Source organism: Citricoccus muralis (assembly GCF_029637705.1).
In the GTDB taxonomy this organism is placed as follows: Bacteria; Actinomycetota; Actinomycetes; order Actinomycetales; family Micrococcaceae; genus CmP2.
In genome coordinates this window covers 695289-711609 of the sequence record NZ_CP121252.1, presented here as the reverse complement: position 1 = coordinate 711609, position 16321 = coordinate 695289, and the positions used below count along the sequence as shown (strand labels likewise).

The window sequence follows — 16321 nt, the reverse complement described above, 5'->3', positions numbered from 1 at the left end:
CCTAGAGGTGCGAGTGTTGGAGTGAGTGGGCGTGACGGTCTGGAGCGTCGAATCGGATCATTCCCTCATGTTTGGCGGAAACGATGTCCAGTTGATACGCCGCCCATTCCGAGGCGGCGGGGCGTCCGGCCAGCGACGCGACCATGAACTGCGGAACGTCGGCGCCGGCGAGGTGGTTGAAGGGGTATCCCCCACTGAAACGTGGGTTGATGTCGATGACGTGGGCGATGCCGTGGTGATCGACGAGCACATCCAGGCTGCAGATGCCGCGGACCCCGAGTCGGGTGTTCAGCCGCTGCCCGAGTTCCAGGAACGGTGCGTTATCGACGGAGACGGCGGTGGCGGACTCACCGTTGCGCATGGTGACGATCCGGCGAGCCAAGAGCCCTTGGACGGCCCCACCGGTCAGGGGCGCGATGATGTCAACACCGTATTCGTCTCCGAAGATCGCGACCTGGATAACGCGCTCGGCGCCCTCGAACACGATCCCGTCTGGTGATCCTGCCAGCAGGCTGGATAGCTCGGCGTGACTGAGGCGTTGCAGCCCGGAGGAGGCGCTGCCGTAGCGGTCCTTGATGATGAAGTGCTCCCCGCGTTCGAGCAGGGCCCGCACACCGGCGGCATCGGAGAGTAGCGCGCAGTGCGGCACCGGGATGCCAGCGTGTTCCAGGGCCGCTGAGGTCTGGAACTTGTCGGCGGCAATCTGGTGCTGGAGAGGCCCCAGCACCGGCACCGTGACACCGCGATCGCGCAACTGATCCGCCAATCCGCGGGACAGCAGGGTGAGTTCCTGATCGTTGAGGGTGATGAAGAGGTCGGGGCGCAACTCCTCGACGGCGTCGATCATCGCCTGCGGGTACTCGGGACTGATGTAGGCCGGCATCACCCGGTGCCCGTCCGCAGCAGCAACAGCAGCGGCGTGTGGGTCGTGGTCGAAGACGATGACCTCGCCGGGGATGCCCAGATTGCGTAGCGCCTGCTGAAACCAGTGCACGAGGTAGACCCGGCGCCCGGCGGAACCAATCACGATTCTCATGCCTCGGCCCCCTCGATTGCCATGGTCCGGGTGAGGTGGTCCACGGTGCGGCCCTCATCCGGAATTTCCACACGGTCGGCGCCATAGGAGGCGGCCCGTTGCAGGAGCCGGAGCAGCACCGCTTCTTTCCACTCCGGCACCGGCGTCTCCCCCACTTCTTGGGATACCAGGCGCAGGGAGGCGGTCACGGTGCCCGTTCCCACCCCGGTGAGTTGGCCGAAGCCGATGGGCTGCTCACTCAGGGCATCGCGCTGGAAGTACACCCAGCGGCGTTCCCGGCGCGCGTCGATATCGGTTCCCCAGTCTTCCGGGCACATCCCGCCGTAGTCGGCGTCGTCCAGCACCGCCTCGACCAGGCCGTCCTCGGGTTCGGCGCCGAGGAAATCGTCAACGGTGACGCTGTCGTCCGAGGAGATCCCGGAGCGGCCGAACACCACGAGCACGGTTTTGAGCAGAATTTCGGCGTCGAGCCGGGCATTGTGCCGGTCTACATAGTCGACGTCGAGGTCGAGACGGGCGTCCCAGTCAAGGCTGTTTCGGCCACTGACCTGGGCCAGGCCGGTGACACCGGGGCGCACCTCGTGTCGGCGGGCCTGGTGGGCGGTGTAGCGCGGGAGGTATTTCATCATCAGCGGTCGCGGCCCGATCAGGCTCATTTCGCCCTTGACCACGTTCAGCAGAGAGGGCAGCTCGTCGAGGCTGGTGGCGCGCAAGACCCGGCCAAAGCGGGTGAGGCGTTCTGCATCGGTGACCCAGCCACGCTCGGGATCCACGGGGAGCATGCTGCGGAATTTCAGCAGGTTGAAGGGGCGCCCCTGCAGGCCGGGCCGGGCCTGCACGAACAGCACCGGGGACCCGAGCTTGATCCGCACGACCACGGCAACCGCCCCGATCACCGGGGACAGGGCCACGAGGGCGAGCGAGGAACCTACCAGATCAAGTCCGCGTTTCACCTGGGAGTACCGCAGGCGAGACCGTGTCATGGCCGCTCCTCCAGGAATGCGCGCACGACGGCGGTCACCCTGTCGCGCTGGGCGGCCGTCATGCCTGAGCCGCTGGGCAGGGTCAGCGCCTGGGCGAAGAGCCGCTCGGCCACCCCATTGATCTCACCGCGGGCGCCGTGGAACACCGGCTGCAGGTGCATCGGCTTCCACAGCGGGCGGCTCTCGATGCTGGTCGCCGAGAGGACAGCGCGCAGCTCGTCCGCGCTCCACCCGGTACGTTGGGGGTCTACCAGAATGGAGGTCAGCCAGGCGTTATCGTCGGCATCGCTCTCACCGCCGAAAATTTTCACTCCGGCGACCCCGGAAAACAGCGTGCGGTAGTGGCAGCGCAGCCGGTGTCGGCGGGCGATCATCTCGTCGAGCCGAGAGAGCTGGGCGCGGCCGAGGGCGGCCAACACGTTGCTCATCCGGTAGTTGAACCCGATCTCGGTGTGCTCGTAGTGCACCACGGGCTGGCGTGCCTGGGTGGAGAGATAGCGGACCCGTTCGGCCAGGGAGGCGTCGTCGGTGAGGAACATGCCGCCGCCGGAGGTGGTCATGATCTTGTTGCCGTTGAAGGACACGATGGCGGCGCGCCCGTAGCTGCCCGCGGGCCGGCCACGATAGCTGGCCCCCAGGGATTCGGCGGCGTCGGCAAGCACGGGCACCCCGTACTGGGCGGCGATCGCCTCGATGGCGAGATAGTCAGCACTCTTGCCCAGCAGGTCCACCGGCACGATGGCGCCGATGCGTTCCCCGGCTTCGATCAGTCTGGCCAGGGCTCGCTCCAGCAGGGTCGGGTCGAGGTTACCGGTGGTCGGTTCGGCGTCGATGAAATAGGGTTCGGCGCCGGTGTAGGCGATGGCGTTGGCGGTGGCGGCGAAGGTCAACGTGGAGGTCAGCACCACGTCACCGGGGCCGACGCCGAGCCCGAGCAGGCCCAGGTGTAGCCCCGCCGTGCCGGAGGACAGGGCCACCCCGTGGGCGACTCCGACGCGCTGAGCCAGTTCGGTCTCGAACGCGGTCAGATCGGGACCCACCGGGGCCACCCAGCCGGAACGCAATGCTGCAAGCACGGCGGCCTCCTCGGTCTCCCCCACATCCGGCGGCGAGAGGTGGATTGGTTCGTGGACCTGGGCTGGCGCCGTAGCCAGCAGCTCGGTGTGATGATGTTCGCGCGTCGTCATGCTCGGTGCTTCAATCTCTCGGACCAATCTGCAAAATCGAGCATGGAGACCGGCATCGGCTCCACGCGGGCGTGCGAGATCCTGGGGTGGAAGGGCCTCTCCAACAGTTCGTCGTAGCCGACCAGTTCCTCGTGCAGCTTCTCGCCCTCGCGCAGCCCGGTGTAGACGATGTCGATGTCTTTACCGGAAATGTCGATCATCCGCTGAGCGATATCGAGAATGCGCACCGGCTCACCCATATCAAGGATGAGCACTTCTCCCGTGCGGCCGATCTGCCCGGCCTGCAGCACCAGCTGGCAGGCTTCCGGAATCGTCATGAAGTACCGGGTGACGTCCGGGTGGGTGACAGTGACGGGCTTGTCCTGCTGAATGAGCCAGGTGAAGGTGGGCAGCATGGAACCACGGCTGCCGATCACATTGCCGAACCGGACGGAGAGGTACCGGACCCCGGTCTGTTCCCCGGTCCACGCGGTGAGCTTTTCCGCCACCCGTTTGGAGTGGCCGAGCACGCTGGTGGGGTTCGCCGCTTTGTCCGTGGAGATGTTGATGAACGTCTCGACGTCGGCCAGCCGTGAGGCCTCCAGCACGTTGAAGGTGCCGAGCACATTGGTTTTCCAGCCTTCGGCCGGGTATTGCTCCAACAGCGGCAGGTGTTTCAGCGCGGCCGCGTGGAACACCACTTCGGGGCGGAGCTCACCGAAAATCCGCTTCATGGCATCGGCGTCACGGATATCGGCCAGCACCACATTGCTATCGGTCAGCAGTCCGTTGCCGGTGAGGTTGAGCTGCACCTGTTGCAGGGCGGTCTCGTCGCGATCAAGAATATACAGCTCGGAGGGGGCGAACCGCTGGATCTGTGTGCACAGCTCGGAGCCGATGGATCCGCCGGCACCGGTGACCAGCACGCGTCGACCGGTGAGGTATCCGGCGATCTTCTCGACCTCGGTGTCGACCGGGACCCGGCCGAGCAGGTCCTCGATCTTCAGATCGCGCAAGTCCACCTTGCGAACGTCGCCCTGGAAGAGCTCATTGACCGAGGGCAGCACTTTGATCTGCACGTCCTGATCCTGCACCAGGTCGTGCACGCGGCTGAGCAGTTCAGGCGCCGGGTCCGGCACGGCCACAATGAGCGCCCGGGCACGCGTCTCGGCAATGATGTCAGGCAGATCGGCCACCCCGCCGCGCACGCGCAGACGGTGTACCTGTGCGTTGCACTGTTCCGGGTCGTCATCAATGACAGCGACGGGCCAGTACGACGACGCCGGGTCGGTGGCGAGCTGCCGTGTGATGTTCGCGCCCAAATATCCAGCCCCGAGCACGATGGTCGGCACCGAGCGTACCCCGGGACCGGAGCGCAGCTCGACGGCGAGCCGCTTGAGGTAGCGCACACTGAACATGAAGACCAGGGCGATGGACACGGCGATGGCGCCGAGACCCCACTCGATGCCCAGCGCTTTGCCGACGATGACCAGGGAGAACACCAAGATCAGGCCCGTGCACAGTGGGCTGACCCCGTTTTCTAGGTCCATTCGTTATGTGAGTCCTGACCCCCGCGCTCGCGGGGAGAATGGATCACACGATGAGCAAACAAAGAAGGCGTCACACCCCGGAGCAGATCGTCCGGAGACTCGGGCAAGCCGACCGGCTCCTGGGCGAGGGCAATACGATCGCCGATGCCTGCCGCGAGCTCGGGGTTACCGAGCAGACCTATTATCGGTGGCGAAACCAGTACGGCGGCATGAAAGCCGACGACGCGAAACGGCTCAAGGAGCTCGAGAAGCAGAACGCGACCCTGAAGCGGTTGCTTGCCGAAGCAGAGCTCGAGAAGGCTGCTTTGAAGGAGTTGGCTGAGGGAAACTTCTAGGCCCGGGTAGGCGTCGCGCCGCTATCACGCACCTGATTCGCACCTTGCAGATCAGTGAGCGCATGGCGTGCCGCCTGGCCGGGCTTTCCCGCTCCGCATGGCGGCGGCCGCTCCGAGGCGACACCCCGGCAGACCCTGACCAGGCGCTGCGCGACTGGCTCCGGAAGTTTGCGAAGAACCACCCACGTTGGGGGTACCGACGTGCGTACCATGACGCGCGTGCTGAGGGCTGGAATGTGAACCACAAGAAGGTACAACGTTTGTGGCGTGAAGAAGGGCTCCGGGTGCCGCAGAAACGTCGGCGGAAGCGGGTGGGGTCATCAACTGCTGACGCCCCCAAGGCGGCTGCGCCGGGCGTGGTGTGGGCGGTTGATTTCCAATTTGATGTCGATGAGCGCGGCAAAGCGATCAAGATCTGCTCCATCGTGGATGAGCACACCCGCGTGTGTTTGGGTGGTCTTGTGGAGCGGTCGATCACCGCAGAGCGATTCATCGAGCATCTCGAGGAACTCGTCGCTGAGCATGGGGCACCGATGATGCTGCGAAGTGACAACGGGCCGGAGTTCATCTCGGATGCCGTTGCAGACTGGGCTGGCACGAGAACCGGGTTGTCGTACATCCCGCCCGGTCAGCCCTGGCGAAACGGATACGTTGAGTCGTTCAACTCGAGGCTCCGCGACGAGTGTCTGAACATCAACAGCTTCTACTCGCTGCTCCATGCACGGGTCGTGATCAGCGACTGGAAGCACGAGTACAACCACGAGCGCCGACATTCCTCGCTGGGGTACCTGGCCCCGGTCGAGTACGCTCGATCCTGCACCCACACGTTCGAAGAAACCGACTCGCATACTGAGCGGACCTAACTACGGGGGCGGCCCAACAGGACCGAGGCCGCCAGCGATCGGACTTCCTCGAAGCTTCCGTAAATGTATCGGCTGCGATACAGGTACCAGCGCCAGCCGAAGAAGAGCTGGAACAGCACGGCCCACAGCATGACACCGCCGAGTGCGAGCAGAGTCTGCGCCCCCAGGGTGAAGGAATCTTTCATGAGTCCCGCACACAACAGCGCTGCACACCAGCACGCTGCATCCAGGAAAAACTGGGCGGAAGACCGCCACCGACGTTCGCGTGAGCGATCCGTTGCCGTCACCTCACGGCGTGAGTGAATTCTGATAACGCTCACGGTCTAGCACCGTCTCAAAGTTGTCATTTTGGGCCTCTGACTCGGAGTGATGTCGTTCGACGAGTCTAACCGTAAAGTGTGTACTTAATCAAAGCTTCTAGTGATATGTCTCATAAGTCGGGTGGGGCTTGACCTGCGCGGGGCCATTACCCTGGAGACCATGGCAGATTCTCCCGTGTCCTCGGTGCAGAGCGATGCGGTGCTTGCGCGGTTCAGCCCGAGTACCCGTGCTTGGTTCGAGGGCGCCTTCGACGCGCCGACAGCGGCCCAGGTAGGCGCCTGGGATGCGATCTCCACCGGCCAGCACGCCCTGGTAGTGGCGCCGACCGGCTCCGGTAAGACCCTGGCTGCTTTTCTGTGGGCGCTGGACGGTTTTTTGCGCGACGCCGATCAGCCCGCCGCCGGAGAACAACCAAGGCGCGGCACCCGGGTGCTGTATATCTCCCCTCTGAAGGCGCTCGGCGTCGACGTCGAGCGAAATTTGCGCGCCCCGCTGATCGGGATCTCGCAGACCGCGCTACGCGAGGGAGTCACCGTGCCCGAGGTGAGTGTGGGAGTGCGCTCCGGAGACACCTCCGCCCGGGACCGGCGTCGACTGGTGAGCACTCCCCCGGACATTCTGATCACCACCCCGGAGTCCTTGTACCTGATGCTCACCTCCCAGGCCCGCTCGACGCTGGCCGGGGTAGAGACGGTGATCATCGACGAGGTGCACGCGGTGGCCGGAGATAAGCGCGGTGCGCACCTGGCCCTGAGTCTGGAACGTCTGGATGCGCTGTTAGCGGAAACGGGTCGTCGGGTGCAGCGGATTGGACTCTCTGCCACGGTGAGCCCAACGGAGGAAGTGGCCCGGTTTGTGGGCGGAGTCCAACCGGTGACGGTGGTGGATCCGGGATCGGCGAAATCTTGGGACCTCACGGTGTCGGTGCCGGTGGAAGATATGACGGATCTTCCTGGCGCGGCGGGGGCTGGATCTGGTGCAGCAGTCGGTCCGGGGTTCGGCGAGGCGGGCTCTGGTCCGGGGCTGCAGCCGCATGCCTCACTGTGGCCGCATGTGGAGGAGCGGATCGTCGACGTCGTCGCCGAGAACCGCTCCACCATTGTGTTTGCGAATTCGCGCCGGCTGGCCGAGCGGCTGACCGGCCGGCTCAATGAGATCTGGGCGGAACGACAGCTGGGAGCAGCGGACTCAGGTGCTGAGACCGGGACAGATACCGCGGAGATTGAGTTCGCCCGCGCCCACCACGGTTCGGTGTCGAAGGAACAGCGGGCCCTGGTGGAGGACGCGCTGAAATCCGGCCGATTGCGCTGCGTGGTGGCGACGTCGTCGCTGGAACTGGGCATCGATATGGGTGCCGTGGACGTGGTGGTGCAGGTGGAGGCTCCACCCTCGGTAGCCTCGGGACTGCAACGCGTGGGCCGCGCCGGACACCAGGTGGGCGAGACCTCGGTGGGCTGGTTTTTCCCGAAGCAGCGCGGGGATCTGGTGACGACGGCGGTGGTGACCGAGCGGATGCGCGCCGGACAGATCGAGACGCTGCGGGTGCCTACGAATCCGTTGGATGTGCTGGCCCAGCAGACCGTGGCCGCGGTGGCGCTGGACGAGGTGGACGCCGAATCCTGGTTTGACTTGGTCCGCCGTGCCGCGCCCTTTACGACGCTGCCGCATTCGGTGTTCGAGTCGGTGCTGGATTTACTGGCCGGGCGCTACCCCTCGGATGAGTTCGCGGAGTTGAAGCCGAGGGTGGTGTGGGATCGAGAGGCCGGCACCTTGACCGGGCGCCCCGGGGCTCAGCGACTAGCGGTGACGTCGGGGGGCACGATTCCCGACCGCGGACTGTTCGGGGTGTTCCTGGCCGGGTCGGAGAACGAAGGATCGGGGTCTGGGTCTGCGGGCACCGCGCGCACGGGCGGACGTCGGGTGGGCGAACTCGACGAGGAGATGGTATACGAGTCCCGGGTCGGGGACGTGATCATTCTGGGGGCTACCAGCTGGCAGATCCAGGACATCACCCACGACCGGGTGCTGGTGGTGCCCGCGTTTGGCCAGCCTGGACGCTTGCCGTTTTGGCGCGGCGACGCCGAGGGCCGGCCGCTGGAACTGGGTCGGGCGCTCGGGGCGTTCCGTCGCGAGGTGCACGGTACGGCCGACGCTGGCTCCGTTGACTCAGAAGGCCGCGCAGAGCCCCGCGCGCGGCTCAGCGCGGCCGGGCTGGACGCCTGGGCTACAGACAACTTGCTGAATTATCTACGCGCCCAAGCGGAGGCCACCGGGCAACTGCCCACCGAGCGCACCCTCGTGGTGGAGCGATTCCAGGACGAACTCGGCGACTGGCGGGTGGTGCTGCACTCCCCCTTCGGCATGTCGGTGCACGCGCCCTGGGCGCTGGCGGTGGGGGCCCGGTTGCGCGCCCGCTACGGCATGGACGGCCAGGCGATGGCAGCGGATGATGGGATCGTGCTGCGGGTTCCGCTGATGGACGACGAGCCACCCGGGGCCGAACTGTTCACCTTCGAGACCGACGAGCTGGACGAGCTGGTGCGCACCGAAGTCGGTTCCTCCGCGCTGTTCGCCGCCCGATTCCGGGAGAACGCCGCTCGGGCCCTGTTGTTACCGCGCCGCGATCCGGGCAAGCGCACCCCCTTGTGGCAGCAGCGCCAGCGTTCCGCCCAGCTATTGGAGGTAGCGCGGAAACACCCGCGGTTCCCGATCATTCTGGAGACGGTGCGCGAGTGTCTGCAAGATGTCTACAACCTGCCCGGACTCACCGAGGTGATGCAGCAATTGAGCGCGAAGTCGGTGCGGCTGGTGGAAACCACCACGCCCACACCGTCACCGTTCGCGCAGTCGTTGTTGTTCGGTTACACCGCGCAGTTCATGTACGAAGGGGACTCTCCACTAGCGGAGCGCCGAGCTGCTGCACTCTCGCTAGATCCGGGACTGCTGGCAGACCTGCTGGGCACCGCCGAGCTGCGGGACCTGCTGGACCCGCAGGTGATCGCCGACGTCGAGGCCCAGCTCCAGCGTCGCTCGCCGGCCCACCGCGCCCACGGGATAGAGGGCGCGGCTGACCTGTTGCGGCTGCTCGGTCCGCTCAGTGCCGAGGGGCTGGCGGAGCGGCTGACGGGTGACGGTGAGAGTAGCGCCGGCGCCACCGAGGAATCCGCAGAACCCACAGAATCCACAGCATCCGTGGCCACGGCGCGGGCGCACGCCGAGTCCCTGGTGCGCAGCAACCGGGCATTTTCGATGCGGATCGGGGGCGAGACGGTGTTTGCCGCGGTGGAGGATGCCGCCCGGCTGCGTGATGCCCTCGGGGTGCCGTTGCCGATGGGGATCCCGACGGTGTTCATCGAACCGGTGGCGGATCCGCTGGCCGATGTGGTGGCCCGGTACGCCCGCACACACGGGCCGTTCACCGCGGCCGAGGCGGGGGCGGCGGTGGGGCTGGCTCCGGCCGTGGTGTTCCAGACCCTGCAGCGTCTCGCCGCGGATCAGCGGGTCAGTTCCGGGGCGTTCCGTCCCCGCCCGGTGGTCGAGAACGATCCAGCGAGGCACGACGCCGGACCCTGGCAGCAAGAATGGTGCGACACCGAGGTGCTGCGCCGCATTCGTCGTCGCTCCCTGGCCGCGCTGCGGGCCGAGGTCGAACCCGTGGAGCAAGCGACGTATACCCGGTTCCTGCTTGATTGGCAGGGCATCCAGCCGCGGCGCTCCACCGGTGCAGCACCGACCACCGCCGGGCCTGAGGCGCTAGATCAGCTGGCTTCGGCCTTGGATCAGCTGGCAGGCTATCCGGCTCCGGCCTCGGCGTGGGAGTCCTCACTGTTGCCGGCCCGGGTGCCCGGTTACACCCCCTCCCTGCTGGATCAGCTGCTCTCCACCGGGGAGTTCCTCTGGACCGGCACCGCCGACGCCCCCGGCCAGGACGGCTGGCTGGCGTTCCACCCGGCTGATGCTGCGGACCTCACCGTGGCGGAGCCCGCCGACGACGACGCGACTGCCTTCGCGATGACGCCGGCGCACCGGGCGCTGCTGAGCGTGCTGCGCGGCACCGGCGCCTGGTTCTTCCCGGCGCTGGCAGAGCAGGTGCGGCTGAAACATCCCGAGGCGGAGACCACCCAGACTCAGCTGGCCGACGCGCTGTGGGACCTGGTGTGGGCCGGGCACCTCACCAACGACACGTTCGCCCCGCTGCGCGGGCTGTTAGGGCAGGGCACGACGGCGCACCGCACCCCGACGCCGCGGAATCGCGCCCGAGCCGGGCGCCCCTCGCGCGGCCAGCGCCTGGCTCGGTTGCAGCGCCTGGACGGCTCATCAGCATCTTTATCAGGGTCTCCGGGACCGTCGGGGACTTTAGGAACCGCAGGATCCACCGAGCTCGGCGCGCTCTCACCACTCTCGGCCCGGGATCAAGCGCGCACCGCCGGGCGCTGGTCGTTGGCGCCCGCCCCGGCCGACGGCGCCGGCGCCACCACCCTGCGCGCCCATACCCAGGCGGAGGCGCTGCTGGACCGTTACGGAGTGATCACCCGCGGCTCCGTGCAGGCCGAGCAGCTGCCCGGCGGTTTCGCCACCCAGTACCGGCTACTCACCCGCATGGAGGAGGCCGGGCAGGTGCGCCGCGGCTACTTCATCGACCGGCTGGGCGCGGCCCAGTTCTCCACCGCCGCCACCGTAGACCGGTTGCGCGGCTTCACCGCTTCCGAACAGTCCAGCACCCGCCGCAGCGCCCCCGTGGCGGTGGCCCTGGCCGCCACCGACCCGGCGAACCCGTACGGTGCCGCGCTGCCCTGGCCAGACACCACTGCGAGCGCGGCGGGAAACTCTGGAACAACAGGAATCTCTGGAACGTCAGGCCGGCACCGCCCCGGTCGCAAGGCGGGTGCGATGGTGGTGCTCGTCGACGGCGAGCTGGTGCTCTATCTGGAGCGCGGCGGACGTAGTGTGCTGAACTTCATCGACGACGCCGGTGCTCCCCACGACGCCAGTGCTCCCGATGATGACGCCGCCGACACCCTGCGTGCGGCGGCGCGGGCACTGCACGCCGCCCTGACCGCAGCGCGCGTTCCGAGGCTGGCCACCGAGCGGGTCAACGGCGAGCCCGTGCTGGGCACCCCACTGGCCACCGCACTCATCGAGGCAGGGTTCTATTCCTCGCCGTCGGGCGTGCGGTTCCGGAGCTGAGCCGACCGTGCCTGAAGGAGATTCCCTGGTCCGGCTGGCTCAGCGCCTGCGCCCCGTCGTCGTCGGCACCCTGCTGAGTTCCAGCGATTTTCGCGTGCCCGCCCTGGCTACAACGGATCTGGCGGGTGCACAGATGTCCGCCGTCACCACCCGCGGAAAATATCTGCTGCTGCATCTGGACCTGCCCTCATCAACAGCAGTGCTGCTCTCTCATCTGGGCATGGACGGCTCCTGGCAGCTCCAGCATCTCGACGACGCTGACGGACCGACGCACCCGCAACGCCAGCAGCATCGAAACCGTCCGCGCCGCTTCAACGACCCCGCCGGAACCACCCGGGCGGTGCTGACCGCACCGACCTTCCGATTGGTAGGTGTTTCCCTGAAAGAGGTCCACCTGCTGACGCCCGCACACACCGAACGGCGGTTGGCGTTCCTCGGCCCCGACCTGCTGGACCCGGAGTGGGGGGCTGAACACCTCCAGACGGCGCTGACCCGGATGCGGGCCCAGCCGCAACGCCCCATCGGCACCGCCCTGTTGGATCAGCGCAATATCGCCGGCATCGGCAACATCTACCGCTGCGAAACATTGTTGCTGACCCGGATCGATCCCCGCACCCCGGTGGGAGACCTCGACGACGACGCCGTGTCTGGTCTGGCTGGAGTGCTGGAGCTGGCCCGGGCGCTGATGCTGGCGAACATCGACCCCGACCCGCCCGGCTCACCCTGCGCCGCCGGTACTCCCCGGAGCGCCAGCTCGCGACGCACCACCACCGGGGTAACCCCGGATCCGCACGCCCCGTTCGGGGTGCGGGTGCTCGACCCTCAGGGTCCCGCCGCCCGCCGGCTGCTGCTGCGCGGCACCGCACCGTATTGGGTGTACGGCCGCGAGCGCGAGGGGTGCCTGCGTTGCGGTGGACCGGTGCGCCGCGAGGACTGGGGCGACCCCGGTGCCGAGGAGCGGGTGCTGTACTGGTGCCCGCGGTGCCAGAGCCGGTGATGCCAGAACCGGTGAAGTCCTGCGGTGATGTCACAATGGTGGGCGTGACCTCGTCGTCGTCCTCCCCCCGTGTTCCGCCGCTGCCCGTGCGCGACGGCGTGAATCCCACCCGACTGCGGGTGCCGCGGCAGGGAGCGTGGCCAACGATCGCCGACTACGTGCTCGAACGGTTCGGCCATGTGGACCCCGAGGGCATCCGCCGTCGGTTCCGCACCGGGGAGGTGCGCGCCCCGGGCGGCGCCGTCGTTGATCTGAACACTGCTCTGGGCGCCCACGAGTTCATCTGGTACTACCGCGATGTGGCGGACGAACCGCACCTGCCGTTCGAGGTACGGGTGCTGCACCGCGACGAGCACCTGGTGGTAGTGGACAAGCCGCACTTCCTGCCCACCACCCCGGGCGGGCGATTCCTGCAGAATTCCGCATTGGTGCGGCTGCGGCGCGCCCTGGATCATCCCGATCTGGTGCCGCTGCACCGCCTGGACCGCGCCACCGCTGGCGTGCTGGCGTTCTCGGCCTGTCCCGACACCCGCGGGGCTTACCAGGCGCTGTTCGAGAACCGGGTGGTGGCAAAAACCTACGAGGCGGTGGTGCGCCTGCCCGATACGCATTCAGGGTGGGTGGACCGACTGCCGGTGATCTACCGGAACCGGATGGAGAAGACCAAGGGCGTCATCACCGCGCAGGTGGTGGACTACCCGGTGGCGGAGTCCGGACGGCTGCCGGCCCCGCGCACGGGTAAACAACGGCGCAGCCACGCGCCCACAGTGGGCCCGAACGCCGAGTCCCGAATCGAGCTGCTCGGTACCGGGGGCGGGCGGGCGCATCTGAAACTGACCCCGCACACCGGGCGCACCCATCAGCTGCGCGTGCACCTGGCCGCCCTGGGCACCCCGATTCTGCACGACCGGTTCTACCCGGAGCTGCTGGACCATGCCGACGACGACGTCGACGCCCCATTGCAGCTGCTGGCCCGCACCCTCGGCTTCACCGATCCGCTCACCGGGCAGCCGCGGCTCTTCCGTTCCGAGCTGGAGTTGGCGGAGGTGCCGCGCTGATGGCGGAGCAATGGGGTGAGCTCGGCGGCTGGTTTCACCTGATCACGCTGGTGTTCGTCGTCGTCGACGGTCTGGTGCCGATGGTGCCCGGCGAGGTGCTGGTGCTGACCTCCGGGGTACTGGCCAGACAGGAGGAACTCTCGCTGTGGGCGAGTCTGCTGACCGCCTGGGTGGGGATCATGCTCGGGGACCTGGCGGTGTACGCGCTGTTCCGCACTCGCGGACCCGAGCTGCTGTTGGGACGACGCTGGGGTGCCCGGGTGCAACGCGGCGTGCAGCGCACCTTGGACAAAGCCGGGCCGGCCCCGGGGTTCGCCTTGCTGCTCGCGCTGCGGTTCGTCTCCGGCGGGCGCACGGCGGCCATGGCGACGGCCGGAATGGTGCGGATGCCGTGGCGCACCTGGCTGCTGCTGTCCACCACCGGCTCGGCGGTCTGGACGGTGTACATGGTGGGGCTGGGGCTACTCACCGGGTCGGCGCAGCGGCTGCCCCTGTGGATCTCGGTGCTGGTAGGCATCGCAGTGGGCCTGGGCGTGGGATCCCTCGCCGCGGCCCTGCTGTGGTGGCGACGACGTCGCGGCAGTGCCCGGGGCGAGATCACGTCCGATTCCTCCACAGACGATTCGGAAGCACCTTTCACGGACACAGAACGGTAAAGACGCGTGCGGCGTTGAGCATCGTCTCAGCCTGTCCGATTACAGTAGTCCCGCAGGGACTGGCGCCAGCCCCGGAAACCCCGCGCTCACACCGGAGAGAAAGGCACACCGTGACAGATCCGACGTCGTCCGATTCGTCCGATGCCCTCGCGCGCCTGAAAGCGCAGACCGAGAAGCCCGCGGCGCCTGAGAAGCCGGCAGAATCAGCAGAGAAATCAGCGCCCGCCGAGAAGCCCGCCGAGAAGCCCGCGGCGCCTGAGAAGTCGGCACGGGTGACGATGGCGGATCGGCTCAATGGCTGGCTGGACTCACTGGGGTCCCCCGACGCCGAACAGATCGAGAAGCGGATCGCCGATACCCCGGGGCGAATGCGGCGCCACCAGTTGCGCCGTCGTGCCGAAAAACAGCTGCGGGACCGCCGCGAACAAGAACGTCAAGCCGAGGAACAGGCCAAAGCCAAGCGTCGCGCGGAACTGGCCGCCGCGATCGAGGAGACCAACCGGTTGCTCGCTGAGCGTCGCGCTGTCGAAGAGGCCGAGCGTGCCGAGACCGAACGTCGAGCCGCCGCTGAGCGTGCCGAAGCACAACGGCTGGCCGAGGCTGAACGCCGTGCGGCCCAGGAAGAGCGCGAGACCGAGGCCCTGCACATCGCGGCCCGGGAACTGGACGGCACCGATCATGTGCCCGCCCCCGACCGGCGCCCGCCGCTGCAGCAGCCCGGTGAGGAGCTGAGCGACGCCCAACTGCTGGACCGCGCCCGCGCCCTGCTCCCCGAGTGGCGGCGCCGCGACCGGATTGTGGAGAAGGCCCGCGCCATCGAGACCGCCGCCTCCGCGGCAGCCGAGGGCGACGGTTCCGACGTCGACGACCGTCACGACCACGATTACCTGCACGACGCCCCCTACGTTCCGCCCTATGTGTTGCCCTCCCGACAGCGCGACCCGGAGCCGGAGCTCTCCGATACCTTCCGCCAGGTCACCGTCACCATCACCTGGGTACTCGCGGTCGCAGCCGGGCTGGTCAGTACCGGTTGGCTCGGGGATGCCACCTCGTTGCGCGAAATTCACGACGGCGCCTACCGGGGCGGCTCCTCCCTGCTGTCGATGGCGGGCTGGTGGATGGCCATCCTGCCGGTACTCTGGGGATTGCTCGGCGCCTATGTGCTGTATCAGTGGGCGCCGTCGCAGCGCTCCGCCGTGCGTCAGCGCGCCGTCGGCTGGTATGTGGCCAACGCGATGATCACCTGGGCGGCGTGGTTCTTGCTGGTGCATGCCCAGCCCTGGGGTCTGGAGATCCTGGCCGCCGGCGCCACCACCGTCCTGTCGGTGCGGGCTATCCAGGTGTTGAACCTGCACACCGCCCGCCACCGCACCGAGCGCACCTTCACCGACGTCGTCATCGGGGTGTTCACCGGTTGGTCGATCGTGTTCTGCCTGTTCTCCGTCTCGGTGGTGCTGACCCGCTGGGGCGCGAATCTGCTGTGGATCCCCGGCGAGATCTGGGCGGTGCTCGGACTGCTGCTCACCACCTGGGCCACCTCGCTGCTGACCATGACCGAGCGCGGGCGCATGGCCATCGCCCTGGGCTACAGCTGGGGGTTGGTGGCCATCATGGGGGCGCGCCTGTTCGGCCAGCTGTTCTCCACCTGGGTGATCATCGTGGCTGGCATCTGCGCGTTCGTCGTCATTCTCACCACCGAAAACCGCCGGTACCGCATTGCCCGGGCCGAGCGGCACCAGGTCCCCTTTGATCACGACGTAGACGACGAGACCGACGACGACGCTAACGACGGTTTCGGCACCGACGAGCTGAACCTCACCCGCTGACCGGACGCCGCTCCCCTGCCACCCGGGCTCATTCCGAGAGCGTGCGCACCCAACGACCGCCCCGGCGCAGGAACAGCTCGGCCGTCCCGGTCGCGGCCACTTCAGACACGGCGGCCCGCATCCTCCGGACTGCCAGCACCGCCAGCTGCTGCTCTTCGGCGTCGCTGGTGGCCTCCACCGTGAAGCGCAACACGATCTGCGGCACCCGGGCCACCACCTCGATGTCGGTGGACTCCACCGTAAACAGGGCGGCCAGGGAGGCGCGCGCGGTGGTCATCACCTGCGGCGGGGTGTGGCCGGGGCGCAGGTCCCCGATCTGCAAAACGGTGCGGTAGGAGGGCAT

The 16321-nt window shown here is 67.6% G+C and carries 12 protein-coding genes; 6 read left to right on the top strand and 6 right to left on the bottom strand.

Features of this window, described 5'->3' with window-relative positions:
• Position 1: 1 nt before the first annotated feature.
• From P8192_RS03255 to P8192_RS03240, 4 genes are read right to left on the bottom strand one after another with little or no spacing between them, the layout of a single operon-like run.
• The gene (locus P8192_RS03255) at positions 2 to 1036 is read right to left on the bottom strand and encodes an ATP-grasp domain-containing protein (RefSeq protein WP_278158473.1); all 1035 of its coding nucleotides are present in this window, start codon (positions 1034 to 1036) and stop codon (positions 2 to 4) included.
• Positions 1033 to 2019 (bottom strand): sugar transferase, encoded by a 987-nt coding sequence (locus P8192_RS03250; protein ID WP_278158471.1) that lies wholly within the window; start codon positions 2017 to 2019, stop codon positions 1033 to 1035. The genes P8192_RS03255 and P8192_RS03250 overlap by 4 nt, the downstream gene beginning before the upstream one ends.
• Complete coding sequence (locus P8192_RS03245; protein WP_278158469.1) at positions 2016 to 3206, bottom strand: DegT/DnrJ/EryC1/StrS family aminotransferase; 1191 nt, start codon at positions 3204 to 3206, stop codon at positions 2016 to 2018. Before P8192_RS03245 ends, P8192_RS03250 begins: the two co-directional genes overlap by 4 nt.
• Entirely contained in the window at positions 3203 to 4735 is a 1533-nt protein-coding gene (locus P8192_RS03240; RefSeq protein ID WP_278158468.1) for a polysaccharide biosynthesis protein, read from the bottom strand. The genes P8192_RS03245 and P8192_RS03240 overlap by 4 nt, the downstream gene beginning before the upstream one ends.
• Before the next feature lie 50 nt (positions 4736 to 4785).
• Here P8192_RS03240 and P8192_RS03235 point away from each other — a divergent pair.
• Positions 4786 to 5933 (top strand): IS3 family transposase gene (locus P8192_RS03235; protein ID WP_278158466.1). Its coding sequence is split into 2 segments (ribosomal slippage): positions 4786 to 5056 and positions 5056 to 5933, totalling 1149 coding nucleotides; the frame shifts between segments, so codons are not numbered across the junction.
• Here P8192_RS03235 and P8192_RS03230 read toward each other — a convergent pair.
• Entirely contained in the window at positions 5930 to 6118 is a 189-nt protein-coding gene (locus P8192_RS03230; RefSeq protein WP_278158464.1) for a hypothetical protein, read from the bottom strand. The genes P8192_RS03235 and P8192_RS03230 overlap by 4 nt on opposite strands.
• A gap of 295 nt (positions 6119 to 6413) precedes the next feature.
• Between P8192_RS03230 and P8192_RS03225 the strand changes: the two genes are divergently transcribed.
• The 5 genes from P8192_RS03225 to P8192_RS03205 all read left to right on the top strand — a co-directional run bounded on the left by P8192_RS03225 (position 6414) and on the right by P8192_RS03205 (position 15978).
• A complete protein-coding gene (locus P8192_RS03225; RefSeq protein ID WP_278158463.1) occupies positions 6414 to 11441 on the top strand; it encodes an ATP-dependent helicase in 5028 nt (1675 codons plus the stop codon).
• 7 nt (positions 11442 to 11448) lie between these two features.
• On the top strand, positions 11449 to 12438 hold the full coding sequence (locus P8192_RS03220) for a DNA-formamidopyrimidine glycosylase family protein (protein ID WP_278158461.1): 990 nt from the start codon (positions 11449 to 11451) through the stop codon (positions 12436 to 12438).
• A gap of 44 nt (positions 12439 to 12482) precedes the next feature.
• Positions 12483 to 13496 carry a pseudouridine synthase gene (locus P8192_RS03215; RefSeq protein ID WP_278158460.1) on the top strand — a complete coding sequence of 338 codons (1014 nt, stop codon included), beginning with the start codon at positions 12483 to 12485 and terminating at the stop codon, positions 13494 to 13496.
• A complete protein-coding gene (locus P8192_RS03210; RefSeq protein WP_278158459.1) occupies positions 13496 to 14152 on the top strand; it encodes a DedA family protein in 657 nt (218 codons plus the stop codon). Before P8192_RS03215 ends, P8192_RS03210 begins: the two co-directional genes overlap by 1 nt.
• Before the next feature lie 110 nt (positions 14153 to 14262).
• The gene (locus tag P8192_RS03205) at positions 14263 to 15978 is read left to right on the top strand and encodes a hypothetical protein (RefSeq protein ID WP_278158457.1); all 1716 of its coding nucleotides are present in this window, start codon (positions 14263 to 14265) and stop codon (positions 15976 to 15978) included.
• Positions 15979 to 16006: 28 nt separating this feature from the next.
• Here the strand turns inward: P8192_RS03205 and P8192_RS03200 are convergent, their stop codons facing one another.
• The gene (locus tag P8192_RS03200; RefSeq protein ID WP_270106176.1) at positions 16007 to 16321 is read right to left on the bottom strand and encodes a hypothetical protein; all 315 of its coding nucleotides are present in this window, start codon (positions 16319 to 16321) and stop codon (positions 16007 to 16009) included.